Here is a 24,765-nt window from a genome sequence, read left to right on the forward strand (position 1 = left end):
GGTCAGCGGATGCGCCCGCGTCGGCGCACCACACTCTGCAGGGTGTCGCGCACCGGTGCGCCGAGGAAGAGTCCGAGAGACGCACCGGAGGCCAGCGCGAGTCCGATCGCTCCGGCCTGGAACAGCTCCGAGAATCCCAGGATCAGGCCTGTGACGTCGCCTTCGGCCTCCACGATGCCGAGCAGCCCGCGGTAGACCACCGATCCGGGCACCATCGGCACGATCGCCGCGGTCGTCACGGCGATGGAGGGGACGTGCAGACGGTGCGCCACGAGAGTGCCGACGAAGCTCGCGATCAGCGCACCGACGGCACTGGCCAGCGGCACGCCGATGCCGGCTGCGACAGCCGCGCTGAAGCCGCCCCAGGCGATGCTGCCCAGCAGCGCCGAGACGAGGATGGTGCGTCCGGCGGCGCCGTTCCATACGGCGACGGTGACGGCGATCAGCACGACTCCGGCGACCTGCATGGCCACCGGACCCAGCGTCGGCGGGTCCGTCGAGAGCGGGATGCCCAGACCGACGCGCTGCGCCAGCGAGACCCCGCCCACGATGCCGATGACGACTCCGAGAGTCAGCAGCGCGAGATCGAGGATGCGCCCGCCGGCGGTCAGCGCGAAGCCGTCGATCGCGTCCTGAGCGGCCGCCACCACCGACATCCCGGCGAGCATCAGCACGATCCCTGCCGCCACGATGATGCCGGGGCTCGCGTCGTCGAAGAGGGGGACACCGTTCACACGCAGGGCGTTCGCTGCGGCGGCGAACGCCGTCACCACCAGCGCTCCCCCGGCCTGCGAGAAGAAGAACGGCACGTGCATCCGCGCCATCCACCGCTGTGTCAGCGCGGCGCCGCAGGCGGCGAGCAGCGCCACCAGCGTCGTCATCCACGACGCCCCGTACAGCAGGCACACGCCGACGGCGAGCAGCCCCTGCGCCAGCACGATCACGGCGGGGCGATACCGGAACGGCGTGCGGCGGATGACGTGGAAGCGGATCCGCGCCTCGCCGAGGTCGAGCCCGGCCTCGATGTCGGCGACGAGGGCCTGCAGCTGCTGCAGCTTGGCATGGTCGGGCACCGGAGCGCGCACCACCCGGATCAGCGTGAACGGCAGGTCGGACTCATCGCCGTGGTACGAGACAGCGATCGAGTTGAAGGTGATGTCGACGTGCACCGGTCGGATGCCGAATGCCGCGGTGACCCGGGTGACCGAGAGCACCACCTCGTTGGCAGCGGCCCCGACGGCGATCAGCGCTTCGGCGATGCGCATCGACAGATCGATCACGCGACGCGCGTGCATCTCGTCGATCGACAGGATCGCCTGCGTCTCGGGGCGCGAGGCCGCGTCGACATGGATCGCCTCGGCGATGCGCACACGCCAGTTCTTCCGTGCAGCCATCACCCCATCCTCACAGGATGCTCGGCCACGGCTCAACCCATCAGTCGGGCGCCCGCCACGGGGCCGTGCACGTGCAGCGCGGTGCGGCCGGTCGCCTGCAGCTCCTGCTGCACCGTGCGGGCGACGTCGGGGCCCGCACAGAGGAAGGCGATCGTGGGTCCGGATCCCGACACGATGCCCGACAGCGCGCCGAACCGCACTCCGTCGGCGAGCGCGAGCTCGAGATCGGGCCGGCCGTCGATCGCGGCCCGCTCGAGGTCGTTGAACATCACCGGGGCGAGCGCCGTGGCATCCCCCGCGCGCAGCGCCTGCAGCACCGCGACGGGCACGTCCAGCGACAGCGGGGGGGCATCGGCGAGCGCCTCGCCGTGCGCGCGCAGCGCGTCGAGGCGGCCGTAGATCTCGGGGGTCGAGAGACCGTCGGCGCTGGTCACCAGCACCCAGTCGAATCGTCCCCGTGCCAGTGCCGGTGTCAGCTCGTCGCCGCGTCCGGCACCCAACGCGGTACCCCCGTGCAGTGCGAAGGGCACGTCGGCACCCAGTCGGGTGGCGAGCTCGTGCAGGCCGTGCACACCCAGTTCGGTGCCCCACAGGGCATCGCAGGCCACCAGCGCCGCCGCGGCGTCGGCCGAGCCGCCGCCCATCCCGCCCGCGACGGGCACCCCCTTGCGGATCTCGAGATGCACGCCAGTGGTGACCCCTGCCGTCTGCGCCAGCAGCTTCGCCGCCCGCATGGCCAGATTGCGGTCGTCGGTGGGCACATCGCCGACGTCCACATCACCGTGGATCTCGAGCGAGAAGCCGTCGGACGGGTGGGCGTAGACGTCCTCGTACAGCGACACCGCCTGGAAGACCGTGGCGAGCGAGTGGTAGCCGTCGTCGTGCCTGGGCCCGACGCCCAGGTACACGTTGATCTTCCCCGGGGCGCGCACGTGCACGGCATCCGCCGATCGTGCCGTGCTCACTTCGACTCACTCCGCTCGCTCAGTACACCGCATCGCGATTCCCCGATCCTGATCACAGGTCCGACGACACGGCCCACAGGTTCACATCGATACCGTGCGAGAGCGCATCGATCGCGGTCAGCTCCTCGTCACTGAAGGCGGGGCCGTTCACCGCGGCGATGTTCTCGTCGAGCTGCTCGGGTCGCGAGGCGCCGATCAGCGCCGATACCACCACCGGGTCGCGCAGCACCCACTGCAGCGCCATCTGCGCCAGGCTCTGGCCGCGCTCGACGGCGATCTCGTTCAGTCCGCGCAGCACGGCCAGTCCCTCTTCCGAGAGGGGCTTGTCGGGCAGCGAACCGCGCTTCTGGGCGCGCTCTGCGGTGCCGTCGGCGAGGTACTTGCCGGTGAGCAGCCCCTGCGCGAGCGGGGTGAAGGCGATCGCGCCGACGCCCTCGGTGCGCAGCACGTCGGTGAGGCCGTCTTCAACCCAGCGGTTCAGGATCGAGTACGACGGCTGGTGGATCACCAGCGGCGTGCCCAGATCGCGGGCGACCGCCATCGCCGCCTCGGTGCGCTCGGCGCTGTACGACGAGATGCCGACGTAGAGCGCCTTGCCCTGGCGCACGAGCGTGTCGAGCGCGCCGATGGTCTCCTCGACCGGGGTCACCGGATCGACGCGGTGCGAGTAGAAGATGTCGACGTAGTCGAGGCCCATGCGGGTGAGCGACTGCTCGGCGCTGGCGAGGATGTACTTGCGGCTGCCGAGGTCGCCGTACGGCCCGGGCCACATGTCCCAGCCGGCCTTCGACGAGATGATCAGTTCGTCGCGGTACGGCGCGAAGTCCTCGGCGAAGATGCGGCCGAAGTTCTTCTCGGCCGAGCCGTACGGCGGGCCGTAGTTGTTGGCCAGGTCGAAGTGCGTGATGCCGTTGTCGAACGCGTGGCGCAGCAGCGCACGCTGGTTGTCGAGCGGGATGTTGTCGCCGAAGTTCCACCACAGGCCGAGCGAGATCGGCGGCAGATACAGCCCCGACGAGCCCACTTGACGGTATTCGAACCGCTGATAGCGGTCGGCCGCGGCGACGTACGGTCGGTGGATCTCGGGGACGTGAGGCTGAAAACGCGGTTCGGTCACGGTGCCAGAGTATCCGCATCGGCGCTGACAGGCGTCGCCGGGGCGACGAGGGCGATGCGATGGTAGTCGTCGACGGTGAGGTCCTCGCCGCGCGCGGTCGGTGCGACGCCGGCCGACTCCAGGACCTCGGATGCTGCCGCCGAGCTTCCGAACAGGCCCGACAGCGCCTGGCGCAGCATCTTGCGACGCTGGTTGAAGGCGGCATCCACGATCCGGAAGGTGCGGCGCCGCTCGTCTTCGCCGCCCCGCGGCTCGGCGTCTCGCACGAAGCCGACCAGCAGGCTGTCGACGTTGGGCACGGGCCAGAAGACCTGCCGCGACACGGTGCCACGAAGCTGCCACGGCCCGTACCAGGCGGCCTTGACGCTCGGAGCACCGTAGATCTTCGACCCTGGCTTCGCCGCCAGTCGCTCGGCGACCTCTGCCTGCACCATCACGACCCCGCGCTGCAGGTCGGGGAAGGTCTCCAGGAAGTGCAGCAGCACCGGCACCGAGACGTTGTACGGCAGGTTGGCGACCAGGATCGTCGGGTCGCCCGGCAGTTCGGTGACCTGCATCGCGTCGGCATCCACCACCGTCAGCGCGCCGTCGGCGACCCCGCGCTCGGCGGCCGTGTGCGGCAGCCGCTCGGCGAGGCGGTGATCGATCTCGACGGCGGTGACGGATGCCCCGGCCTCGAGGATCGCGAGGGTGAGCGACCCCAGCCCTGGGCCGATCTCGACCACCCGCTCCCCCGGTTCGACGCCGGCGGCGTGCACGATCTTGCGGACGGTGTTCGCGTCGACGACGAAGTTCTGCCCCAGCTTCTTGGTGGGGGTGACGTCGAGCTCGGCGGCGAGCCTGCGGATCTCGGTGGCGCCGAGCAGTGAGACGGTCATGGTGACATTCTTCCGCATAAGCCATCGCCCGTCGGTGCCCGCCCCTAAGATCAAGCGGGTGACCGCACTCGGAGAGCTCATCGCACCACGCCGGATGGGCCGTGACTTCCGCTGGCTGCTGGCGTCGTCGTGGACGAGCAACATCGGCGACGGTGTCGCGCTGGCCGCCGCGCCGCTGCTGATCGCCTCGATGACCTCATCGCCGATCCTGGTGGCCTCCGGCGCGGTGCTGCAGTTCCTGCCATGGCTGCTGTTCGGTCTGCACGCGGGGGCTATCGCCGATCGCTTCGACCGCCGCCGGCTGGTGATGTTCGCCAACGCGGCGCGGGCGGTCGTGCTCGCCGCGCTGTGCGTCTTCCTGCTCACCGGCACGGCGAACATCTGGATCGTGCTGGCCGTCGCCTTCCTGTACGGCACGGCCGAGGTGTTCGTCGACACCACGGCCAGCACCCTGCTGCCGATGCTGGTCCGGCCTGCCGACCTCGGCATCGGCAACGCGCGGCTGCAGGCCGGGTACCTGGTCGCGAACCAGTTCGCAGGGCCCCCGCTGGGCGCCTTTCTGTTCGCCGCGGGAGCCGCGTGGCCGTTCCTGCTCGAGGTGCTCTGCGTGACGCTCGCGATCGTGCTCGTGTCGCGGATGGCCGCGACACCGGTTCCGGCGCGCGCCTCAGGAGCCGACAAGCCGCCCGCCGTGCACACCGACATCGCCGAGGGGGTGCGCTGGATGTGGCGCAACCCGCCCGTGCGGATGCTGGTGCTGATCATCCTCACCTTCAACGTCACCTGGGCGGCGCCCTGGGGCGTGCTGGTGCTCTACGCCACCGACCACCTGAACATGGGAGCGGTCGGCTTCGGTGCGCTCACCACAGCATCCGCCGCCGGAGGTCTGCTCGCCACCGTCAGCTTCGGCTGGCTCGAGCGGCACGTCTCGTTCGCCACCATGATGCGCGCGTGTCTGTCGCTCGAGGTTCTGATGCACCTCGCCTTCGCCCTGACGACCACCGGGTGGGTGGCGCTGGTGATCATGGCGGGCTTCGGCTTCTACGCGTTCGTGTGGGGCACCATCTCGACCACCGTGCGCCAGCGCCTGGTGCCGCCGGAGCTGCAGGGTCGCGTGGCGTCGGTGAACATGGTGGGCGTCTTCGGCGGCATGGTCATCGGCCAGGCGCTCGGCGGCGTGATCGCCCAGACCTGGGGTCTCACGGCGCCCTGGTGGTTCGCGTTCGCCGGCGCGGCGGTCACGCTGCTGCTGGTCTGGCGTCCGATCTCGCACATCGTGAACGCGAAGCCGGTGCTCGAGCAGGCCGAGCCCGACGCTTAGAACCGTGCGAGCCGGGCATCGAGCCCGTTCCGCACCGCGGGCCACTCGTGCGGAAGGATCGAATAGACCACCGTGTCGCGCAGCGAGCCGCCCGGCGAGATCCGGTGATTGCGCAGCACTCCGTCGAGCTTCGCACCGAGGCGCTCGATCGCCGCGCGGGACTGACGATTGTGGAAGTGCGTCATGAACGTGACGGCGATCGCCTCGCACGCCTCGAACGCGTGCGCGAGCATGAGGCGCTTCATCGCGGGGTTGACCTCGGTGCCGTGCGCGTCGGCGCTGAGCCAGGTGTATCCGATCTCGACGCGACGGTTCGGCTGGTCGATGTTGCAGTAGGTGGTCATGCCCACCACCTCGCCCGTGGACCGCCTCCGCACGGCGAACGGGTTCATCATGCCGTCGGTGTGCAGGGCACGGCGCCCGTCGATCTCCGCCGGAACCTGATCGGCGTTCGGAACCGACGTGTACCAGGCGTGCGAAAGCGTCGTCGCCGCGCGCGCGAGATCATCGGCATGGACGTGGTCCAGCGGCTCGAGCCGCACGTGGTCGTCCTGCAGGGTGATCGGTTCGTCGAAGCGCACCCGGCAAGCGTAGCGGCGACTCGGTCAGTCGCTGAACGAGCCGTAGACCGCGAGCGTGTTCGCAGCGAGCTGCGTGCACAGCTCATCGACGTCGATGCTGAGCTCGGTTGCCATGAACCGCACCGTGATCGGCACGAGGTACGGCGCGTTGGGTCGGCCGCGCAGCGGCACGGGTGTGAGGAACGGGGCATCCGTCTCGACGAGGATGCGGTCCAGCGGCGTCACAGCCAGCGCATCGCGCAGGTTCTGCGCATTCTTGAAGGTGATGTTCCCCGCGAACGACAGGTAGTAACCGGCATCCGCCGCGACCCGCGCCATCGGCTCGTCACCCGAGAAGCAGTGGAACACCGTGCGCTCAGGCGCCCCGACGCGCGCGAGCGTCTCGAGGACGTCATCGTGCGCATCACGGTCATGGATCTGCATGGCGATGCCGTGCTTCTTCGCCAGCCCGATGTGCGCCTCGAACGACTCGTGCTGTGCGGCGCGGTCGCGCGAGCCGGCCACCGCGGCGTCCGGCGTGCGGAAGTAGTCCAGCCCCGTCTCGCCGATCGCCCGCGTGCGCGGATGCGCGGCGAGCTCGTCGATGACAGCGATCGCCTCGTCGAGGCTCCCCTCGGCCGCATACGTGGGCGCATCGTTGGGGTGGATCGCGACGGCGGCGAGCACGCGGCTGTCGGATGCTGCAGCATCCACCGCCCATCGCGACGACTCGATATCGCCCGACGCCTGCACGACACCGGCCACCCCCACCGCCTGGGCGCGATCGAGCTGCTCCGTCAGGGTCAGCCCCTGAGTCCCTGAGCCTGTCGAAGGGCCATCGGTGATCTCGAGGTGCGCGTGGTTATCGTACACCGGCACGGTCAGCGGCTCAGGGGCAGCCGGGTAGCTCAGATCCTTGCGCCCCTTCGTCGAGCGCTCCTGGACATAGGTGTCTGTCACGCGTTTCGTCTCCTCGCTGCGCTCTTCGCTCAACGACCGGGAAGGCGCACTCAGGCGGTCTGCTCCACGCGCGGGAACAGCGGGGCCAGCGTCGAGACCGTCGTCCCCGGCTTCAGCGCACCCCACGCACCGGCCTCGCGGATCGGCTGCGCCGTGAGCTCCCCCAGCGAGCCGGCGACGCCGAGGGCATCCCACAGCTTCGCGGTCGACTGCGGCATCACCGGCGACAGCAGCACGGCCAGCGCGCGCAGGCCCTCCGCGCAGGTGTACAGCACGGTGCCGAGGCGCTCACGCTGAGCCTGGTCTCCGCCGTCTGCCTGCTTGGCGAGCCCCCAGGGCTCGTTCTCGGTGATGTAGTGGTTGAGCTGGTCGACGATCGTCCAGATCGCGTCGATGGCCTCGTCGATGCGGAACTGCTCTATCGCCGCATCCGCCCCCTTCGCAGCATCCGCCACCGTCTTCTGGATCTCGAGGTCGCGCTCGTTGTACCCGGCCGCAGCCGGCACGACACCGTCGAAGTACTTCTCGATCATCGCGACCGTGCGCGACGCGAGGTTGCCGAAGCCGTTCGCGAGCTCGGCCTGGTAGCGGGCCGACAGGTCCTCCCACGAGAACGAGCCGTCCTGGCCGAACGCGATGGCCGACAGGAAGTAGTAGCGGTACGCGTCCGAGCCGAACACATCGGTGATCTCGGTCGGCGCGATGCCGGTGAGCTTCGACTTCGACATCTTCTCGCCGCCGACGAGAAGCCAGCCGTGGGCGAAGACCCCCTTCGGTACGTCGACACCGGCGGCCATCAGCATGGCCGGCCAGATCACCGCGTGGAAGCGCAGGATGTCCTTGCCGACCACGTGGTGTGCGGGCCAGCGGCGGTCGAAGTTCTGCTGGTCCTCGCCGTAGCCGACGGCGGTGGCGTAGTTCAGCAGCGCATCGACCCAGACGTAGATGACGTGCGACTCGTCCCACGGCAGCGGGATGCCCCAGTCGAAGGTCGAGCGCGAGATCGAGAGGTCCTTCAGACCCTGGCTGACGAACGAGACGACCTCGTTGCGCGCGGAGTCGGGGCGCACGAAATCGGGCTGGGTCTTGTACAGCTCGAGCAGACGGTCCTGGAACTCGCTGAGCTTGAAGAAGTAGTTCTTCTCCTGCAGCAGCTCCAGCGGCTTCGAGTGGATCGCGCAGACCTTCAGGCCCTCGAACGGACCGGTGCCGTCGACGATCTCGGAGTCGGGCTTGAACTCCTCACAGCCCACGCAGTACAGCGCCTCGTACTCGCCGGCGTAGATGTAGCCCGCGTCGTACAGCTTCTGGAAGAACACCTGCACGTTCTTCTCGTGCCGCTCCTGCGTGGTGCGGATGAAGTCGTCATTGGCGACGTCGAGCGTCTTCAGCAGCGGGAACCAGCTCTCGCCCACGAGACGGTCGACCCACTCCTGCGGGGTGACGTTGTTCGCCGCAGCGGCGCGGAGCATCTTCTGACCGTGCTCATCGGTGCCGGTGAGCATCCAGGTGTCGTCCCCTGCCTGGCGGTGCCACCGCGACAGCGTGTCGACGGCCACCGTCGTGTACCCGTGGCCGATGTGCGGCACATCGGACGGGTAGTAGATGGGCGTGGTGATGTAGAAGGAATCGCCTGCGGGCATGCTGTCGATTCTAGGCGGGAACGCGGGCGGGTTCGGCTTCGTGACTGCTACTGGTACGGGCGGGCTCCGGGATGCCGCCGCCGCTCGCAGAGTGGGGCCCCTCCGCTTCGCTCCTCCCCAATGCTCGCTTCGGCGGCATCCCTGCGCCCTCACCGGAGACCGGTTCTTGAGCGAACTCCAGCGAGACGAAGGACGCGTGTGTACACCCCACGCGGGAATGTGCGCTTCGCGCGGATGGATTCCGGGAATTCGTCCGCGCGTGGTGTACAAATCCGCGCGAAGCGTCCGGTGACGAGCAGTGGTCAGCGCCGGGCGGCGGTGAGAGAGGCGTGCGGGCGGATGCTGACCTCACCGGGGGCGCGACCGCGACGTTCGGATGCTGTCACCGTGAAGCCCGCGGATTCGAGCAGTTCGGCGAGGGCATCCGAGGTCCAGAAGTAGGCGGTCGTGACGGCGTGGGCGAACTGCTCGCGCGGGGTGCCGTCGAAGAAGCCGATCAGGACGCTGCCGCCGGGCGCCAGCACGCGGGCGAACTCGGCGAAGACCGGGGGCAGTTCCTCGGGCGGGGTGTGGATCAGTGAATACCAGGCGAGGATGCCGCCGTGCGACGCATCGGCGACGGGCAGCTCGGTGAACGAGCCCTCGACGAACTCCAGGTGCGGATAGCGCGACCGTGCGTTGGCGATGAACTCCGCCGACAGGTCGATGCCCAGCACGGCGCGGGATCCGCCTGCCGATCCGCTCTGAGGCGAGTCACCCGCGTGCAGGAACTGCGCCCAATGGCCAGGCCCGCACCCGGCATCCAGCAGTCGGCCCGTCGTGGCATCCCGCCAGCCCGCGATCAGCGCACGGTCCTCTTCAGCCATCTGTTCAAGGTCTCCGGCGAGCGCGATGTACTCCCCCGCCCGCGCACCGTACGCCGCCGCGATCTCGGAATCCGGCATGTCAGCGGGCGGCGAGCGCGGCCTGGTACAGGTCGCGGGACGACAGGCCCGTGGCGGCGGCGACCTCAGCGGTCGCGTCCTTCAGACGGGTTCCGGATGCCACGAGTGCCTGCACCTGCGCGAGGGCGTCCTCTGCGGAGACCGCGGCGGCGGCGGCGCCGGAGACAACGATCACGATCTCACCCTTCACGCCCTGCTCGGCCCATTCCACGAGCTCGGACGCCGTGCCCCGCCGCACCTCTTCATAGAACTTGGTGAGTTCGCGGCAGACGGCGATGCGTCGGTCGTCGCCGAACGCGGCGCCGATGTCGGCGAGAGCGGATGCCAGCCGCGCCGGCGACTCGAAGAACACCATCGTGCGTGGCTCGGATGCCAGCATGCGAAGGGTCTGCCGCCGCTCCCCCGGCTTGCGCGGCAGGAACCCCTCGAACGTGAACCGGTCGGTGGGCATTCCCGAGATGGCGAGCGCCATCAGCACCGCACTCGGCCCAGGGATCGCCGTGACGGTCACGCCGCGCTCGACCGCGGCGGCGACGAGTCCGTAGCCGGGGTCGCTCACGGCAGGCATCCCGGCGTCGCTGACCACGACGACGTCCTGCTGCTCAGCCAGCTCGGCCAGCTCGGCGGCCTTGTGCTTCTCGTTGTGATCGTGCAGGGCGATCAGCCGCGGACGGTTCTCGATCTGCAGCGCCTGCAGCAGCCGCTGCGTCGTGCGGGTGTCTTCGGCTGCGACGACCTCGGCGTTCTCGAGCACCTCGATCAGCCGCCGCGACGCGTCGCCGAGATTGCCGATCGGAGTCGCCGCGAGGATGATCATCCGACCAGCTTAGGCGGCGCCGCCGCACTGATCCCGGCCCGAATGCCTAGGCTGATCCTGTGACCTCGTCCCCCTCGCTGCTGCCACCGCTCGAGACGCGCGCAACATTGTGGGAACGGCTGAGCGCCGCCGCGACGGCGGACGCCGCGAGGGCGCGGATGCTGGCCTGGCTCGCCCCGACCCTGATCACCCTGCTGGCTGCCGCGCTGCGCCTCGTGAACCTCTCGCACCCGCACGAGATCATGTTCGACGAGACGTACTACGTCAAAGACGCCTGGTCGCTGTGGAACCTCGGATACGAGGGCCAGTGGGGTGACGACGCGAACACGCAGCTGCCCGGGGGCGATGACTCCGGGCTGCAGACCGAGGGCTCGTACGTGGTGCACCCGCCGCTGGGCAAGTGGATCATCGGACTGGGCATGGTTCTGATGGGCCCCGGCTCGAGCTTCGGCTGGCGTGTGACGACAGCGCTGCTCGGCGCGCTCACAGTGCTGCTCGTGTACCTGATCGCCCTGCGCCTGACCCGCTCGCACGCGGTCGCCACGATCGCGGGAGGCCTGCTCGCCATCGACGGCGTGGGGATCGTGATGAGCCGGCTCGCGCTGCTCGATGGCATCCTCACCTTCTTCATCACCCTCGGCTTCCTTTTCGTGCTGCTGGATCGCGACCGCACCCTGCCTCGGGTCGAGGGCGTCGAAGCGACCGAAGCGGGCCCGCGGATGATGGGCCCCGTGATCTGGGCGCGTCCGTGGCTGATCGCGGCCGGCATCGCCCTCGGAGCCGCGTCGGCGGTGAAGTGGTCGGGTCTGTACGCCCTGGCCGTTCTGGGTCTCTACGTCGTGATCACCGATGCGCTGGCGCGGCGACGCGCGGGCATCGCCCTCTGGCCGACGGATGCCGTGTTCCGTCAGGGTCTGGTGTCGTTCGCTCTGCTGGTCGGACCGGCGCTGCTCACCTATCTGGCGTCGTGGACCGGATGGCTGGTGACGGCCGGCGGCTATGACCGTGGGGCGCACGCGAACCCGCTGATCGCCCTGTGGAACTATCACGCGTCGATGCTGGGCTTCCACGTGGGTCTCGCCAGCCCGCACCCGTACGCGAGCCCGGCGTGGCAGTGGCCGCTGCTGATGCGCCCGACGGCGATCTGGGTGGCGGATGATCCGGCTCCGTGCGGCACCGACCACTGCATCGCGGTGATCTCGTCGGTGCCGAATCCGCTGATCTGGTACGGCGCCGTGGCCGCCAGCGTGTACCTGTTCTACCGGTTCATCCGCGGGCTCATCGAGCGCTCGCCGGTCGGTCCGCTGCTCACCTACCCGCTGATCGGCCTGCTGGCCACCTATGTGCCGTGGCTGCTGGTGCCGAACCGCACGATCTTCCAGTTCTACACGGTGGTGATGATGCCGTTCCTCGTGATCGCCCTCGCCATCGCGCTGCGCGAGCTCGCCGGCCGCGCCGACGATCCCCTGCACCGACGCCAGGCGGGGCAGCGCACAGTCGCGGTGTTCCTCGTCGTGACCGTGCTGGTCTCGGCGTTCTACTACCCGGTGTGGACGGGCATGAGCGTGCCCTATGACTTCTGGCTCATCCACAACTGGCTGCCGGGGTGGATCTGATCATGCCCGCACCCCATGGCTTCGAGCACTTCGTCAGAGGAGACGATGTGGTCATCCTGCACCACGGCATCCGCGCCGCCACCCTTCGCGGCCAGAAGGCGACGGATTTCCTCAGCCGGGTCGAGACCGAGGACCCGCAGCTGCTGATGGCGCGCGTGACCGGCAACTATCGTCGCGGCAACGAACGCTCAGCCCGGCAGCATCCGCGCAACCAGCGCTGACGCAGGCGTTGCCGAGGCGCGCTCAGTGCGCGTCCGAGGCCACCGACGGCTTGGCGTGCCCCTCGTCGAAGCTCGGCTTCCTGCCCAGCATCCGACCGATCCCGAGCACGACGCCGACGACGACCAGCCCGACGATGAGGCCTACCACCGCCGACAGGGCCGTCCCGCCGAGCCACACGACGAAGCCGCCGAAGGCGGCGAGCAGGTCTTCCACACCGTGCAACAGGTCAGCGAGCCAGTGCAGCCCGACCTCGCCGAGGTTGACGACGACGAGGTGACCGCCGACCCACAGCATCGCGACGGTGCCGATCACACTGATCACGCGGAACACCGTCGGCATGGAGCGAACGATGCGCGTTCCGGTGTGGCGGATGCGCCGCACCGGGTTCTTCGCCATCTTCAGGCCGACGTCGTCGATCTTCACCAGCAGCGCGACCGCTCCGTAGACGGCGAGCGTCATCAGCACGGCGATGACCGCCAGTACGCCGAGCGTCTGCCACAGCCCCATGCCCTTGTCGAGGTTCGCGAGCGAGATGAGCATGATCTCGGTGGAGAGGATCAGGTCGGTGCGGATGGCGCCCCAGATCAGCCTGTTCTCGTTGCGCTCGCCCTCATCGGCATGACCGTGCCCGAAGCCGAACCACTCCAGCACCTTCTCGGCACCCTCGAAGCACAGATACGTTCCGCCGATGATCAGCAGGTACGGCAGCACCCAGGGGGCGAACGTGGTCAGCAGCAGCGCGATCGGGATGATGATCAGGAACTTGTTACCGATCGACCCGAGCGCGATCTTGCCGACGACCGGCAGCTCGCGCGCGGGTGTGAGTCCCTGCACGTACTGCGGCGTCACGGCGGCATCGTCGATCACGACGCCGGCCGCCTTCGACGATGCCTTCAGAGCAGCGCTGAGAATGTCGTCGACGACCGCCAGCAGACCAACCGACATGTGGGTTCCTTCCCCGCAGCGCGTGAGCAGAAGTGGCGCACCGCAGGCGATAAGACTACTGGGCGCGGGAGTCGTGCGTGTGCCTCAGCGCGTGGCCCAGACCGCGCGGACCGCGCCGAGCGCCTGCTCCAGCGACAGCCCTTCCGCGGCCGTGGCGAACGCGCGGGCCGCCTCGTGCACAGCATCCGAATGCGCCTGTCCCGCCGCCACGCGCGTGCCCGTCGCGCGGCTCGTCTCGACGAGCCCCTCCTCTTCGAGCAGCGCGTACGCCTTGGCGACCGTGCCCGCGGCGACCCTCAGGTCGCCGGCGAGCTGCCGGATCGACGGCAGTCGATGCCCGTCGCCGAGTTCACCCGATCGGATGCCGTCGGCCAGCTGCACGCGGATCTGCTCGTACGGGGCGAGCGCGCCGGCCGGGTCGACGATGATCATCGCCGAGCTCCCTCGACGCGCACGACGCGGTCGCCGATCGTGAAGGCGGTGAGTGCAGCCAGTGTGACCGCCACGACGCTGAGGACGAGGGAGAGGATGCCCGAGATCACCAGCACATCGGCGACGACGTCCCAGACCACCGGCGTGACCCCGTCGATGATCGCGTTGTTCATGGTCAAGCCGGCCATCAACGCGATTCCGCCCAGAGAGAAGAGCACCGCGCCGGTCGCGAGCGACAGGACGACGGATGCTGAGGCCCGCCGCCACTGCGCGTCAGCATCAGAGTCGTCAGGACTCGGGAACGCCGCCGTCGCGCCGATCCGCTGCAGCGCGACGACCACCGCCGCCACGAGCACGGCGAGCGCGATCAGCGCCGGGATGCCGTAGAACCAGCCCGGGTACGGGCTGGACGACGACGCCTGATCGGCGGTCTCGAACCCGATGGCCCGCGAGCGCCCCTGATCGTCGGCATCGGCGGTGAGACCGCAGAACACGAGGACGACGATGAAGATCACCACGATCTCGAGGCACCCGTGCAGCCATCCGCCGGGGATGACCGTCAGCCACGAACGCCGGGACAGTCCGGCGGTGCGCGGCTGATCATCGGCCACCGTGATGCTGCGCGGCGGGGTCGCAGCGTACAGCGCCAGGCCGGCGGCAGCGGCAAGAAGAGGCGTCACCGCGAGCGGCAGGCCGAGCAGAGCCGGCATCGACACCGCGGCGATCGCACCGGCGAGGAACACCACGATCGCGCACAGCACACCGATGAGCGCGCGCCGGCGCGCCGCGGCGATCACCGGCACCAGATGCGCCGGCACTCGCTCGGCGCGACGACGGTGCGTGATCGCCCAGACGAGGACGACGGCGACCACGACGAGCAGAGCATAGAGACTGAGTGCAGCACCAGCCATGAGCACCATCCTTCCGTGTACTGATCAAATGGTACACAGAATCCCCCTGGTGTATCAAGATGTTGATACACCAGGCTCTATCGCCCTTCCAGATCGCGGATGCGCTGATTCACCTCGGCCAACTCGGCTCGCACGGCAGCCGCCCTCTCAGGCGTGAACCGCCGAATCTGCATGTCCAAGACCGCCTGCGCTTGGAGATCGCTGATTCCGAACGCGTCCGCCAGCGCCTCATCCGCCGCACCGGCCGCCGCCGTCGAGCAGATTCTCATCACCTGCTCGGCGTTCTCGACTGCCAGGAGGATGGCTTCGATCATCTCTCGACGCCCTCGCAGATTACGCAGATCAGTCATGAGTGATCCTCTCCCCCGACCGGCCGTACCGGCTGCCGCAGCAGGGTGCGCAGCTTCTCCGGCGCGACGCGGCGGAAGTCGCTGAAGTAGACCTCGTGGTGCGTGCCGGTCAGCTCCAGCCCCTCATTCGGGATGAACTGGTCGTGCATCTCGGCCAGCACCGGCGCCTCATCATCGAAGGATCCGACGTGCAGCGTCTGCACGCACAGTCCCTCGGTCAGCGCCTCCAGCCGCAGGTCGTGCAGCCGCGCCGGCGCGTCCTTCTTCGCCGCGACCTTCGTCACGGCCGCGTCGACCAGCTCGGGCGGCACCCAGTCCGGCACCATCAGCATCATCGTCCAGTGCCACCGCGACTTGTCACGCGCCGAGGTGAATGCCGTCACGTCGTCGGCCCACCACAGTCCCTCCAGGGGCGGGACGACATAGTCCCAGCCGAGTTCCCGCACGCTGGCGACCTTCAGGGTGTACGCGACCGGATACAGCGTCTGCAGCGCTGCGGTGTACGCCGGCGAGGTGTTCGGATCGCCCTGCCCGTCGACCATCAGATAGCGCATCTCGGGCATCTCGACGATGCGGAACTCACCGCGCTTCGCCCGATACCCGTCGAGCGCCTTCTTGAGGTCGACCTTCGTCATCCTGCCTCTCCCCGCTCGCGGCGCACCTGCGCCGGATCCGACACGGGCAGCCGGCACACGAAATCCCGGCAGTCGTACACGACGCCGTCCGTCGCCTCCTTGCCGTCGAACAGTTCGAACCCGGCATCGGCGAAAGCCCGCGCCTGCGCGGGGGTGATCGCAGCAACGACATCGGCATCTGCGGCGAGCGCGGCCTCGGCGAGCGGTCCCGTGCGATCGGATGCCACCTCGATGACCTGTCTCGGGGCCTCGATCAGCCCGGCAGCGACCCGCAGCAGCGATCCGAAAGCGAAGGGCTGCCCCAGTGCCCGGCCCACGAGTCCTGCGGTCAGCCGCTCAGCGCGCTCGCGATGCGCGTCGCCGGCCCCGAGCCGCCAGGCGGTCAGGTGCGCGGATGCCAGCGCCGAGGTGCCCGACGGCAGATCGCCATCACTCTCGTCGGCTCCGGCGGGGATGCCCTGCGCCGTCAGGACCGGGTCGGGCAGCGCCTCGGTCGCGAGCACGTCGAGCGCCCGCGTCGCCCACATCGCGTCGCCGGATGCCAGCGCGAGCGCGAACAGCCCCTCGGCCAGCAGCCCGAGGTCCGCCGTCGTGGCGACGGCGTCGGCCGCCGCGCCATCGAGCGAGGAGCGCACGAGCTCTCCCCGCTCCCCGCGGTTGGTGCGCAGCACATCGGATGCTGCCGCCGCAGCGGCCTGCACCCAGTCGGGCTCCTCCAGTCGTGCCCCCGCGCGGGCGAGCGCCCCGATGGCCAGGCCGTTCCACCCCGTGAGCACCTTGCCGTCAACCGCCGGCGGCTCCAGCGAGGCGCGCTCTGCGGCGTCGCGGCGATAATAGCCGCCCTCGCTGCGCTCCCCGTCGATCCACGACTCCGAGTCCTGGGCGGCGCCGAACCCGCCACTCCCGAGGCGCAGTACGCCGAGCAGGAAGCCGGCGATGCCGCGGACGATGTCGTCGCGCCCCGCGTCGAGGGCGACGTCCATCAGCTGAGCGTTGTCGGTCAGCATCCGCTCGTAGTGCGGCACCGTCCAGTCGCGCTGCGTGGCGTACCGGAAGAAGCCACCGTCGACGTCATCGCGCAACTCGGAGCCCGACATCGCCGTGAGGGCACGCGCGACAGCATCCGACCCGGCAGCGACCGGATGCTGCAGGAACCGCAACGTGGTCGCCACAGGGAACTTCGGGGCTCCCCCGAAACCGCCCAAGAGCCGATCCTCGCGCTCGAGGATCGCCGATGCGGCGGCGCGCAGTGCTGCGGTTTCCGGCAAGGATGATGGCGCGCGGGCGGTCGCATCGCGCAGGGCTGCGGCGACAGCATCCGACGATGCCATCACCTCGTCGCGGCGCTGGGTCCACGCATCGGTGACCGCGTTCAGCACGTCGCGGAAGGCGGGCATCCCGCCGCGAGCCGTGGGCGGGAAGTACGTGCCGGCGTAGAAGGCGCGCCCCTCGGGCGTCGCGAAGACGGTCAGCGGCCAGCCGAGGCTCTGCGTGAACGCCGACGCGGCCGACATGTAGGCCGCATCGACCTCGGGGTGCTCCTCGCGGTCGATCTTCACCGACACGAAGTCGGCGTTCAGCTGCGCGGCGGTCGCGGGATCGGAGAACGACTCCCTGGCCATGACGTGGCACCAGTGGCAGGTCGAGTAGCCGATCGAGATGAGCAGCGGCACATCACGCCGGCGCGCCTCGTCGAAGGCCTCCTGCCCCCAGGGGTGCCAGTCGACCGGGTTGTCGGCGTGCGCGCGCAGGTAGGGGCTGCGGGTCTGCGCCAGCCGGTTGCTCATGCCCTCACGGTACGCGGCCGGCCCGCGTCACGCCACGCCCCCGGCATGACGCGCCGACACCCCCATTAACCGCCGACACCCCCACCTGCAGGCGCCGATACGCGGGGGTGTCGGCGGCAGCTGGGGGTGTCGGCGAACGCGGGTGAGGTCAGTTGAACTCGTTCGGGTGGGTGCCCACGCGGCCCGAGCCGTCCAGCGGGTCGAGCCCGTCGATGGCCGCGATCTCAGCATCCGACAGCTCGAAGTCGAACACGTCGAGGTTCTCGCGCAGCCGCTCGATGCGCACCGACTTCGGGAACACGATGATGCCCTTCTGCAGGTGCCAGCGCAGCACGACCTGCGCCGGGGTCTTCTGATGGGCGCCTGCGGCGTCCGAGACCGCGGCGGTGCCGAACAGGTCGTACTTGCCCTGTCCCAGCGGACCCCACGCCTCGGTGCGCATGCCGCGCTCGGCACCCCAGGCGACCTCGGCCCGCTGCTGGTAGGCGGGGTGCAGCTCGATCTGGTTCACCGCGGGCACCACGCCGGTCTCGGCGACGACGCGCTCGAGGTGCTCGACGAGGTGGTTCGAGACGCCGATGCTGCGGGTCAGGCCGGCCTCGCGCAGCTCGATGAGCTTGGCGAAGGCGTGGACGTAGTTGTCCTTCGCCGGGGTCGGCCAGTGCACCAGGTACAGATCGACCTGCTCGAGGCCGAGCTTGTCGAGGCTCTCGGCGATCGCGGCGCGCGGCTCGTCGCCGTCGTGGCGGTCGTTCCACAGCTTGGTGGTGATGTACAGCTCGTCTCGCGGGATGCCGCTCTTGGCGATCGCCGCGCCGACGCCGGACTCATTGCCGTAGATCGCCGCGGTGTCGATGTGGCGGTACCCGACCTCGAGCGCGTCGCTGACGGCGCGCTCTGCGTCGTCAGCGGGCACCAGGAAGACGCCGTAGCCGAGCTGGGGGATCGAGTTGCCGTCGTTGAGTTCGACTGTGGGGATGGTCATGAGTTCAGCCTAGAGGCTGTCATGACAGGTTGCACGCGGTGCGCGTAGGGCGCGTTCACGCACCCAGCAGTGCACGCAGCTGAGCCGTGTAGTCCTCGAAGGCGCGGCGCCCGCGCATCGTCAGCGCGACGTATGTGACCGGCGTACGACCCCGGTGCGACTTCTCGACACCGACGTACGCCGCTTCCTCGAGCTTGCGCAGGTGCGTCGAGAGGTTGCCCGCCGTCATGTCGAGCAGCTCCTGCAGCCGGGGGAACGTGATCTGATCCTCCTGCGCGAGCGTTGCCAGGGCGGCGACGATCCGCAGGCGCGACTCGGCATGGATGATCGGATCGAGCTCAGCCACGTTCTCCTCCCGTGCCGGTCAGACGGCGCCGCGAACGGCGCAGCCACCAGGCGCTCCACCCGGCCACGACGAGGAACGCGCCACCACCGGCGCAGCCGTAGACGAGATAGGCGGTCGGATGCGGGATGAGCGCGCCCACGGCGGAGAGGACCACCGACCAGACGCCGAGCACGAGCATGGGCACCGCGTTCCAGATCAGCCCGCCCATCAGATACATCAGTCCGGCGAACAGGATGAACGCGCTCGGGTAGAACACCGGCAGGAGCTCTTCGGGCATCCCGCCGCTGCGCAGCGCCTGCCCGATCACGAAGACGGCGATGCTGCCCAGCCACCAGGTGTTGCCGTAGACGATCCCGGTGAACGCGGCCTGCCTCGTGCCGCGCAGGCCGCGCCCGGAGCGGGCGCCGAGCACCGTGGAGACGATTCCCGCGGCGGCGAGCAGGGCGGCGAAGGTCAGGCCGGCAGCGGGAGCGGGCATCGCATCGTTCGGATGCCCGAGGGCATCGGCCCAGAGCACGATGAACCCGATCACCCAGGCGATTCCCCAGGCGGTCAGGATCCAGGGCACGAAGGCCGCGGTGCGGGCGGTGACCTGGCGCTGCTGATCCTCCAGCAGCGCCAGCATCCGCTCCGGTGTCAGTGGCGCATCCGCGGATGCGGCGTGGTCGGTCATCTCAGGCTCCGATCAGGAAGGGAAGCAGAAGTGCGGGCACGGTGAATGCGAGATTCACCAGGGCATGCGCGAAGACGAGCGGCATGAGCCTGCCCTGCCACCGGTAGATGAGACCAGAGATCAGGCCCCAGACGGTGAAGCAGCAGACGAACACGAGCACCGCGTCGGGCGTGGGCGCGTACCAGGCGTGCTGCAGGCCGAAGAGCACGGCCGGGAGGGCGACGGCCACCGCCGCGGGCATCCGGCGTGCCAACCGGCCCTGCGAGAAGCCGCGGTAGACGAGTTCCTCCGCCGGAGCGTTCAGCGGCGCGAAGGTGAGCGCGGAGACGACCCCCAGCACGCCCCAGACCGCGGTCGGCAGCTCCGGCAGCGTGCGGGGCGCGAAGACGAGTTCGAACGACTCGAACACCTCGGGACCGAACCTCAGTGCCATCACGGCGATCATCACGCCGACGAATGGCAGATACATCACCATCAGCCAGAGCACGCCCCACGCGAGATCGCGTCCGACGCGCTCGCGGCGCCAGCCCAGCATCGCGCGCACGCTGCCACCGGAGCGGCGCACCAGGCGCAGCACGAGCAGCAGACAGACCACGTTCACCGGCAGCATCGCCACCGACGACAGCAGCGGTGACGGCGGGAAGGCCTCGCCCTGCGCCCCGGCGAGCAGCCAGACCAGCGTCGAGGCGAGGGCGACCAGCACGATCCGCAGTGCCGGCAGCCCCCAATCCCACATGGCAGGCACCGAGATCGCGCTCGGCGCTCTGTGGCTCGTCAGCGTTCCGCTCATGCCTACTTTGTACTGCAAACCTCTTTGTGAGTCAATGCCTGTTGTCGGCAGGGTCAGTTCCTGTTGTCGGCAGGGTCAGTTCCTGTTGGCCAGCAGCGCGACAGCGTCGCCGGCCCGTGCAGCGGCGGTCTCAAGCGGCCCGCGCCGCCAGAGGATCGACCAGAGCGTGGTCGCCACCAGCAGGATCACGGTCGACCACAGCACGATCTCGGGCGCCGCGAGGCGACCCTCGGGGCCCGCCATCGCGAAGTACGACACCACGTGCGCCGTGTATGCACTCAGCGGCATGGAACCGAGCGCGGCCACCGGCAGCAGCACCCATCGCAACGGCTGAGCCAGCAGCAGGCAGCAGCCGATGACGAGCAGTCCCATGCCGAGCGCCGCCAGGATTTCGAGCATCGAACCCGAATGGGGCTCGAGGTCGAAGACCGCCGCGTACAGCATCCGATCCTCGATCAGCATCCGATGCGCGACGGGCAGGGCGGCGAGCGTGTGCGCGCCGACCAGCAGCACCGCACCGGCGACCGCGAACCAGGCCGCGGTGACGAGCCGCAGCAGCGGCAGCCGCGCCAACGCCATCCCGGTGAGCGCGAAGAACATCCAGACCGTGATCGGATACGAGCCGCGCAGTAGGAACTCCAGAAGCGGCCCCATGGCGTCCTCGGGCAGCGGCGCGAGCAGTGCCAGGGCGATCGGGCCGAGCAGACCGAGCACGACGGCCGATAGCACCAGCCACGGAGTGCGCCAGCGGAGCACGGGGATCAGCACCAGGTACAGCGCACCGTAGAGCGTGAGGATGATGGCGATCGGCGTGCTCAGCAGCTCGAGCAGCACGCCGATCGTGAAGATCACGACCCCGCGTCCCAGCATCCGAAGGCGCGCCGCGGCGATGTCGTCGTCGGGGATCTCGCCGCGTCGCGTCATCAGCGACACCGAGAAGCCGGCCAGCAGGGCGAACAGCAGCGACGGGTAGCCGTGCACGATGCCGGCCCAGCTGGATGGATCCGCGAGCGCGAACGACTCGTCGATGCCCGCGAAGTGCGCGCCCATCATCCCGATGACCGCCAGCGCGCGGGCCACATCGAGACCCATCACCCGCGGCGGTCGCCCGAAAGAGCGCCACCACAGGGAGATCGCGTCGTCGGACGTCATCCTTATGTCCTAAGTCAAGCGACCTGGGGATGCAAGTCGTTTGAGCTCCTTCATGGCGGATGAGGATGTTGAACACGACACGAGCGGGCCGTCGCGCAGGGCTCGGTAGGTCTCTGTGGACCGGAACGGAGCCGAGCCGCACCGATTGCTCTCGAGCCCCTTCCGCGAAAGATCCGTGTCGCGCGCCCTGTGCGATAGGTGAAGAAGAAACTGTTCGCCGCCGGTGTCGCGATGGTTGTCGGCATGTTGTTGTGGGCGTCTCCGGCGCACGCCCAGGAGGCCCGGGTTCACCCCGATGTGGCGTACGCCATGGGCGCAGTGCCGGGCGGCATCCTCGTTGATGCCAACACCGTGGTTTGGCCGACGCTCGACATGCAGCTTTCAGCCACACCAACGACACTACGCTCAGTAGGAACCTGCGCGAGCGGCCGCTACTGCGCATACTCGATGGTGAACCGCGGCGGCACCAAGCTGAGCTGGTCGACCTGCACCACCGTGAGCACTGCGGCTCTCGCGTCAGTTGGCTCCGTTGCAATTGCACGCCCGTCGGGCACAGTGCAAGCACGAGCATCGTCCGGCACGATCCTTACTTCGGTGTCCGCAGGCTCCTCAGTCGACGCTTTCGGCGCTGTGCCCACGCTACGGCGTATTTCCTAGCAACTTTTCACAGCTATCCTGATCGAGCGAATCGCGCTTCCGCGAGCGAGGCCGACCAATGCACTCAGAACAGTTCCTTGCCAGACACACCCCCGTTTTTTCGGGGGAGACTCGTGTTGAGCCGTCGACGGAGTCGCGCGACCGCCCGCGCCTGGGTCCTCGGGGAATGGACCCGTCGCCGGCGAGTCGGGCGCCTCTTCGCCTCGCAGTCCATTTCCTGACTCTTTTTCCACGAGACGCCTGGCCAACTCCCGGGACTCCAAACGTTCCGCGAAAGCCTCGTATCGTGCTGGGCCTGTTCGAAGGGCGCGAAATGGTCTGTAAGGAAGAGCCTCAAGCTGCAAAAGCACGGGACTCACGTGCGCCCGGGGGCGCAGGAAGTCTCCAGAATTAGGGAACGGTGGGCACGAGGCGCCTCATCGTCGGACTGAAGAACGTCGTACAGAAGAGGGCACGTATTGAAGAAGAAACTGTTCGCCACCGGTGTCGCGATGGCTATCGGCATGCTGGTGTGGGCATCTCCGGCGCACGCCGAGGAGTCCCCGGTTCACCCCGATGTGGCGTACGCCATGAGCGCAGTGCCAGGCGGACTTCTCGTTGATGCCAACACCGTGGTTTGGCCAGCGCTCGACATGCAGCTTTCAGCAACCCCAACGATGCTTCGCTCAGTCGGAACCTGCGCAACCGGCCAATACTGTGCGTACTCGAAGGCGAACCGAGGCGGCACCAAGCTGAGCTGGACGACATGCGCCACTGTGAGCACTGCGGCACTCTCATCGGTCGGCTCCATTGCCAATGCACGCTCGTCGGGCACAGTGCAGGCGCGAACATCGTCCGGCACAATCCTTGCTTCGGCGTCCGCAGGCACCTCAGTCAACGTCTTCGGCGCTGTGCGCTCCCTGCGCTGCATTTCATAGAGTCTCTGTCCACAGCTAGCCTGATAGAGCTCATCATGTTTCCGTGAGCGAGGCCGACCAATGCATCCAGAGCAGCTCTTTGCCAGACTCACCCCCGTTCTCTCGGGGGCGACTCGCGCTGGGCCGTCAAGTGCGTCGCTCCGCCGCGCACGCGTGGACTCCCAGAAGTTTGGTGCGTCTAGTTCTTCAGGTAACGACAGCGAACGCCGTAAGGCGGCCGTGTATCGTCTGTTGTTCGATGAGAACTGGCCACGAGTCAGACGCTTCCTCGACTGCTACCTCGACGATGACAACGAAGTCGAAGAGATCACCGCCGAGGTATTCGTGATCGCGTGGCGAAAACTCAAGCCGGACGCCCCGATGGGGTTGACGTGGTTCTTGCGCACGGCGAACAACAAGCTCCGCGACAGAAGTCGACGCGCCAAATCTCGTGCTCGCGCTCTGGAGGCCCTAACGCGCAGCCTTGAGAACCCTGCTGAGCCGCTCGACCCACTTGAAGCGTTAGCGCTAAGGACCGCACTGAGAACGCTAAGTGCCCGTGAACAACAGGTGGTCGTTCTCACCTATTGGAACGATCTCAGTGCCGGTGAGGTCGCAGAGGTATTGCACAGTAGCCAAGGGGCCGTGTGGGCAACGCTGACGCGCGCTCGCGCGAAGCTACGCGCGCAGCTGGAAGAGAAGGCAGCACCGCGATGAACGTGACCGAGGACGACCTCGACCGCATTTTCCGCGCCGTACGCCCGAACCGTACGCACAACGGTCTCGATGCGAAGCGGATAGCTCTCCGTGAGGACATCATTCGGGGTACGCACACCACGCCTCGCACGTCGAAGCGTCCAAGGTTCGTCTGGGCGGGTCTCACCGCAGGGATCGCTTCCGTGGCCGTCGCTGCATTCGTCGCTGCGAGTGTTCTGGCGCCGGGCCACCAAGCTAGCGCGCTCACTCCTCCGAAACTGCATTACTCATCGGCTCCGGCGTTAGCGGATGTGATCGAGACGGCCCGTCAGACACTCGCAAGCTCGGCGGGCCCGCGCCAGATGTCACACGTCGAATCAGTCTCTTGGGGCTGGAGCGTGGAGATCGAAGAATCAAGGATCGAGTCTGTCCCGCAAGCCATCACATTCGACTGGGCTCCGGGTGAGCCCGCGAGCGCGACGATCTTGGCAGGCGACTCATACTGGAGCGGAGATGACCGTCCGCCGGGCGTGCGCCCAAGCCCGTACCAGCCGGGAGATCTGATCGACGAGATCGAGACCTCAGCCGCAGATCTAACGTTGCCTGGGCCGTTGATGGACCTTGCCGACGCAGACGCTGGCAGTCTTGAAGCCGCTCTAGAGGTGTTCGGGATCGACGATGATCCGACTTCGGGTGAGTTGCTCGCCGCCATCGACGGAGTCATGCAGTACTGGACCTTGTCTAACGCTCAACAGAGCCACCTTCTCGATCTTCTCGCTGCTACTGGGGACGTGCGTGTGCGTGGGGCAACAACTGACCGCGTGGGCCGTGAGGTCATCGGTCTGGAGGTATCCTCCCCCGTGCCAGAGCGAACGAGCACCCTGTTCGTCTCCGCTGACTCTGGGCGTCTTGTTGGTATCGAGACGGAGCTGAGCAGGCCGTTTGAGGACCTGCCGGCCGGCGTGATCTCTTACACGATGTGGGACGCTGACCTCTGAAGACAGATGCACAAACAGCGAGATCCGGGGGAAGGATTGTTACTTCCGGTTCTGTGCCGCACAGTGGCAATTGAC

27 protein-coding genes are annotated in these 24,765 nt (G+C 68.5%); 7 read left to right on the forward strand and 20 right to left on the reverse strand.

Going from position 1 to position 24,765, the window contains the following annotated elements; translation table 11 throughout:
* Positions 1-2 precede the first annotated feature (2 nt).
* The 4 genes from WDU99_RS08865 to rsmA are packed head-to-tail and all read right to left on the reverse strand — an operon-like array spanning position 3 to position 4,354.
* Complete coding sequence (locus WDU99_RS08865; RefSeq protein ID WP_337332089.1) at positions 3-1,394, reverse strand: threonine/serine exporter family protein; 1,392 nt, start codon at positions 1,392-1,394, stop codon at positions 3-5.
* A gap of 32 nt (positions 1,395-1,426) precedes the next feature.
* Positions 1,427-2,359 carry a 4-(cytidine 5'-diphospho)-2-C-methyl-D-erythritol kinase gene (locus WDU99_RS08870; RefSeq protein WP_337332090.1) on the reverse strand — a complete coding sequence of 311 codons (933 nt, stop codon included), beginning with the start codon at positions 2,357-2,359 and terminating at the stop codon, positions 1,427-1,429.
* Between the two features lie 52 nt (positions 2,360-2,411).
* Positions 2,412-3,476 carry an L-glyceraldehyde 3-phosphate reductase gene (gene mgrA / locus WDU99_RS08875; RefSeq protein WP_337332091.1) on the reverse strand — a complete coding sequence of 355 codons (1,065 nt, stop codon included), beginning with the start codon at positions 3,474-3,476 and terminating at the stop codon, positions 2,412-2,414.
* Positions 3,473-4,354 carry a 16S rRNA (adenine(1518)-N(6)/adenine(1519)-N(6))-dimethyltransferase RsmA gene (gene rsmA / locus WDU99_RS08880; protein WP_337332092.1) on the reverse strand — a complete coding sequence of 294 codons (882 nt, stop codon included), beginning with the start codon at positions 4,352-4,354 and terminating at the stop codon, positions 3,473-3,475. The genes mgrA and rsmA overlap by 4 nt, the downstream gene beginning before the upstream one ends.
* A 58-nt stretch (positions 4,355-4,412) precedes the next feature.
* On the opposite strand from rsmA, the gene WDU99_RS08885 reads away from it, so the two are divergent.
* Positions 4,413-5,675 (forward strand): MFS transporter, encoded by a 1,263-nt coding sequence (locus WDU99_RS08885; RefSeq protein WP_337332093.1) that lies wholly within the window; start codon positions 4,413-4,415, stop codon positions 5,673-5,675.
* Here the strand turns inward: WDU99_RS08885 and WDU99_RS08890 are convergent.
* The 5 genes from WDU99_RS08890 to rsmI form a co-directional block, all read right to left on the reverse strand.
* Positions 5,672-6,256, reverse strand: coding sequence for a GNAT family N-acetyltransferase (locus tag WDU99_RS08890; protein ID WP_337332094.1), 585 nt, complete (start codon positions 6,254-6,256; stop codon positions 5,672-5,674). The two genes, WDU99_RS08885 and WDU99_RS08890, sit on opposite strands and share 4 nt — an antisense overlap.
* Positions 6,257-6,280: 24 nt before the next feature.
* On the reverse strand, positions 6,281-7,195 hold the full coding sequence (locus WDU99_RS08895; protein ID WP_337332095.1) for a TatD family hydrolase: 915 nt from the start codon (positions 7,193-7,195) through the stop codon (positions 6,281-6,283).
* Positions 7,196-7,245: 50 nt separating this feature from the next.
* The gene (gene metG / locus WDU99_RS08900) at positions 7,246-8,838 is read right to left on the reverse strand and encodes a methionine--tRNA ligase (RefSeq protein ID WP_337332096.1); all 1,593 of its coding nucleotides are present in this window, start codon (positions 8,836-8,838) and stop codon (positions 7,246-7,248) included.
* A 302-nt stretch (positions 8,839-9,140) separates the two neighbouring features.
* Positions 9,141-9,782, reverse strand: a complete 642-nt coding sequence (locus WDU99_RS08905; RefSeq protein ID WP_337332097.1) for a class I SAM-dependent methyltransferase — start codon at positions 9,780-9,782, stop codon at positions 9,141-9,143.
* 1 nt (position 9,783) lies between these two features.
* Entirely contained in the window at positions 9,784-10,599 is an 816-nt protein-coding gene (gene rsmI, locus WDU99_RS08910) for a 16S rRNA (cytidine(1402)-2'-O)-methyltransferase (protein WP_337332098.1), read from the reverse strand.
* 59 nt (positions 10,600-10,658) lie between these two features.
* Between rsmI and WDU99_RS08915 the strand changes: the two genes are divergently transcribed.
* Together WDU99_RS08915 and WDU99_RS08920 are read left to right on the forward strand one after the other, a co-directional pair.
* On the forward strand, positions 10,659-12,215 hold the full coding sequence (locus WDU99_RS08915) for a dolichyl-phosphate-mannose--protein mannosyltransferase (RefSeq protein ID WP_337332099.1): 1,557 nt from the start codon (positions 10,659-10,661) through the stop codon (positions 12,213-12,215).
* Positions 12,216-12,217: 2 nt separating this feature from the next.
* Entirely contained in the window at positions 12,218-12,436 is a 219-nt protein-coding gene (locus WDU99_RS08920) for a hypothetical protein (protein ID WP_337332100.1), read from the forward strand.
* Between the two features lie 22 nt (positions 12,437-12,458).
* Here WDU99_RS08920 and WDU99_RS08925 read toward each other — a convergent pair whose 3' ends face one another.
* From WDU99_RS08925 to WDU99_RS08975, 11 genes are all read right to left on the reverse strand, one after another.
* Entirely contained in the window at positions 12,459-13,382 is a 924-nt protein-coding gene (locus WDU99_RS08925; protein ID WP_337332101.1) for a DUF808 family protein, read from the reverse strand.
* An 84-nt stretch (positions 13,383-13,466) separates the two neighbouring features.
* Positions 13,467-13,814, reverse strand: coding sequence for a GntR family transcriptional regulator (locus tag WDU99_RS08930; RefSeq protein ID WP_337332102.1), 348 nt, complete (start codon positions 13,812-13,814; stop codon positions 13,467-13,469).
* A complete protein-coding gene (locus WDU99_RS08935; protein ID WP_337332103.1) occupies positions 13,811-14,725 on the reverse strand; it encodes a hypothetical protein in 915 nt (304 codons plus the stop codon). The genes WDU99_RS08930 and WDU99_RS08935 overlap by 4 nt, the downstream gene beginning before the upstream one ends.
* Before the next feature lie 77 nt (positions 14,726-14,802).
* Positions 14,803-15,039, reverse strand: coding sequence for a hypothetical protein (locus tag WDU99_RS08940; RefSeq protein WP_474199789.1), 237 nt, complete (start codon positions 15,037-15,039; stop codon positions 14,803-14,805).
* Positions 15,040-15,071: 32 nt separating this feature from the next.
* Positions 15,072-15,710, reverse strand: a complete 639-nt coding sequence (locus WDU99_RS08945) for a GyrI-like domain-containing protein (protein WP_337332105.1) — start codon at positions 15,708-15,710, stop codon at positions 15,072-15,074.
* Positions 15,707-17,497, reverse strand: coding sequence for a thioredoxin domain-containing protein (locus WDU99_RS08950; RefSeq protein ID WP_337332106.1), 1,791 nt, complete (start codon positions 17,495-17,497; stop codon positions 15,707-15,709). Before WDU99_RS08950 ends, WDU99_RS08945 begins: the two co-directional genes overlap by 4 nt.
* Before the next feature lie 148 nt (positions 17,498-17,645).
* Entirely contained in the window at positions 17,646-18,482 is an 837-nt protein-coding gene (locus tag WDU99_RS08955) for an aldo/keto reductase (RefSeq protein WP_337332107.1), read from the reverse strand.
* A gap of 55 nt (positions 18,483-18,537) precedes the next feature.
* On the reverse strand, positions 18,538-18,828 hold the full coding sequence (locus WDU99_RS08960) for a transcriptional regulator (protein ID WP_337332108.1): 291 nt from the start codon (positions 18,826-18,828) through the stop codon (positions 18,538-18,540).
* Positions 18,821-19,501 (reverse strand): hypothetical protein, encoded by a 681-nt coding sequence (locus WDU99_RS08965; protein WP_337332109.1) that lies wholly within the window; start codon positions 19,499-19,501, stop codon positions 18,821-18,823. The genes WDU99_RS08960 and WDU99_RS08965 overlap by 8 nt, the downstream gene beginning before the upstream one ends.
* A gap of 1 nt (position 19,502) precedes the next feature.
* Complete coding sequence (locus tag WDU99_RS08970; RefSeq protein WP_337332110.1) at positions 19,503-20,291, reverse strand: CPBP family intramembrane glutamic endopeptidase; 789 nt, start codon at positions 20,289-20,291, stop codon at positions 19,503-19,505.
* Positions 20,292-20,366: 75 nt separating this feature from the next.
* Positions 20,367-21,443 carry a heparan-alpha-glucosaminide N-acetyltransferase domain-containing protein gene (locus WDU99_RS08975; RefSeq protein ID WP_337332111.1) on the reverse strand — a complete coding sequence of 359 codons (1,077 nt, stop codon included), beginning with the start codon at positions 21,441-21,443 and terminating at the stop codon, positions 20,367-20,369.
* A gap of 198 nt (positions 21,444-21,641) precedes the next feature.
* Between WDU99_RS08975 and WDU99_RS08980 the strand changes: the two genes are divergently transcribed.
* The 4 genes from WDU99_RS08980 to WDU99_RS08995 all read left to right on the forward strand — a co-directional run bounded on the left by WDU99_RS08980 (position 21,642) and on the right by WDU99_RS08995 (position 24,690).
* Positions 21,642-22,100 carry a hypothetical protein gene (locus WDU99_RS08980; RefSeq protein WP_337332112.1) on the forward strand — a complete coding sequence of 153 codons (459 nt, stop codon included), beginning with the start codon at positions 21,642-21,644 and terminating at the stop codon, positions 22,098-22,100.
* Between the two features lie 458 nt (positions 22,101-22,558).
* Complete coding sequence (locus WDU99_RS08985) at positions 22,559-23,017, forward strand: hypothetical protein (protein WP_337332113.1); 459 nt, start codon at positions 22,559-22,561, stop codon at positions 23,015-23,017.
* A gap of 153 nt (positions 23,018-23,170) precedes the next feature.
* Positions 23,171-23,713 (forward strand): RNA polymerase sigma factor, encoded by a 543-nt coding sequence (locus WDU99_RS08990; protein ID WP_337332114.1) that lies wholly within the window; start codon positions 23,171-23,173, stop codon positions 23,711-23,713.
* A complete protein-coding gene (locus WDU99_RS08995; RefSeq protein ID WP_337332115.1) occupies positions 23,710-24,690 on the forward strand; it encodes a hypothetical protein in 981 nt (326 codons plus the stop codon). The genes WDU99_RS08990 and WDU99_RS08995 overlap by 4 nt, the downstream gene beginning before the upstream one ends.
* Positions 24,691-24,765: the final 75 nt, after the last annotated feature.

Source organism: Microbacterium bandirmense, assembly GCF_037204185.1.
Classification (GTDB): Bacteria; Actinomycetota; Actinomycetes; order Actinomycetales; family Microbacteriaceae; genus Microbacterium; species Microbacterium bandirmense.

Bases quoted from the DNA above. Each gene is read 5' to 3' on its own strand.
- WDU99_RS08865 (WP_337332089.1), bottom strand. From the start codon at position 1,394: ATGGCTGCACGGAAGAACTGGCGTGTGCGCATCGCCGAGGCGATCCAT.
- rsmA (WP_337332092.1), bottom strand. From the start codon at position 4,354: ATGACCGTCTCACTGCTCGGCGCCACCGAGATCCGCAGGCTCGCCGCC.
- metG (WP_337332096.1), bottom strand. From the start codon at position 8,838: ATGCCCGCAGGCGATTCCTTCTACATCACCACGCCCATCTACTACCCG.
- WDU99_RS08905 (WP_337332097.1), bottom strand. From the start codon at position 9,782: ATGCCGGATTCCGAGATCGCGGCGGCGTACGGTGCGCGGGCGGGGGAG.
- rsmI (WP_337332098.1), bottom strand. From the start codon at position 10,599: ATGATCATCCTCGCGGCGACTCCGATCGGCAATCTCGGCGACGCGTCG.
- WDU99_RS08920 (WP_337332100.1), top strand. From the start codon at position 12,218: ATGCCCGCACCCCATGGCTTCGAGCACTTCGTCAGAGGAGACGATGTG.
- WDU99_RS08925 (WP_337332101.1), bottom strand. From the start codon at position 13,382: ATGTCGGTTGGTCTGCTGGCGGTCGTCGACGACATTCTCAGCGCTGCT.
- WDU99_RS08930 (WP_337332102.1), bottom strand. From the start codon at position 13,814: ATGATCATCGTCGACCCGGCCGGCGCGCTCGCCCCGTACGAGCAGATC.
- WDU99_RS08935 (WP_337332103.1), bottom strand. From the start codon at position 14,725: ATGGCTGGTGCTGCACTCAGTCTCTATGCTCTGCTCGTCGTGGTCGCC.
- WDU99_RS08940 (WP_474199789.1), bottom strand. From the start codon at position 15,039: ATGATCGAAGCCATCCTCCTGGCAGTCGAGAACGCCGAGCAGGTGATG.
- WDU99_RS08945 (WP_337332105.1), bottom strand. From the start codon at position 15,710: ATGACGAAGGTCGACCTCAAGAAGGCGCTCGACGGGTATCGGGCGAAG.
- WDU99_RS08950 (WP_337332106.1), bottom strand. From the start codon at position 17,497: ATGAGCAACCGGCTGGCGCAGACCCGCAGCCCCTACCTGCGCGCGCAC.
- WDU99_RS08955 (WP_337332107.1), bottom strand. From the start codon at position 18,482: ATGACCATCCCCACAGTCGAACTCAACGACGGCAACTCGATCCCCCAG.
- WDU99_RS08965 (WP_337332109.1), bottom strand. From the start codon at position 19,501: ATGACCGACCACGCCGCATCCGCGGATGCGCCACTGACACCGGAGCGG.
- WDU99_RS08970 (WP_337332110.1), bottom strand. From the start codon at position 20,291: ATGAGCGGAACGCTGACGAGCCACAGAGCGCCGAGCGCGATCTCGGTG.
- WDU99_RS08975 (WP_337332111.1), bottom strand. From the start codon at position 21,443: ATGACGTCCGACGACGCGATCTCCCTGTGGTGGCGCTCTTTCGGGCGA.
- WDU99_RS08995 (WP_337332115.1), top strand. From the start codon at position 23,710: ATGAACGTGACCGAGGACGACCTCGACCGCATTTTCCGCGCCGTACGC.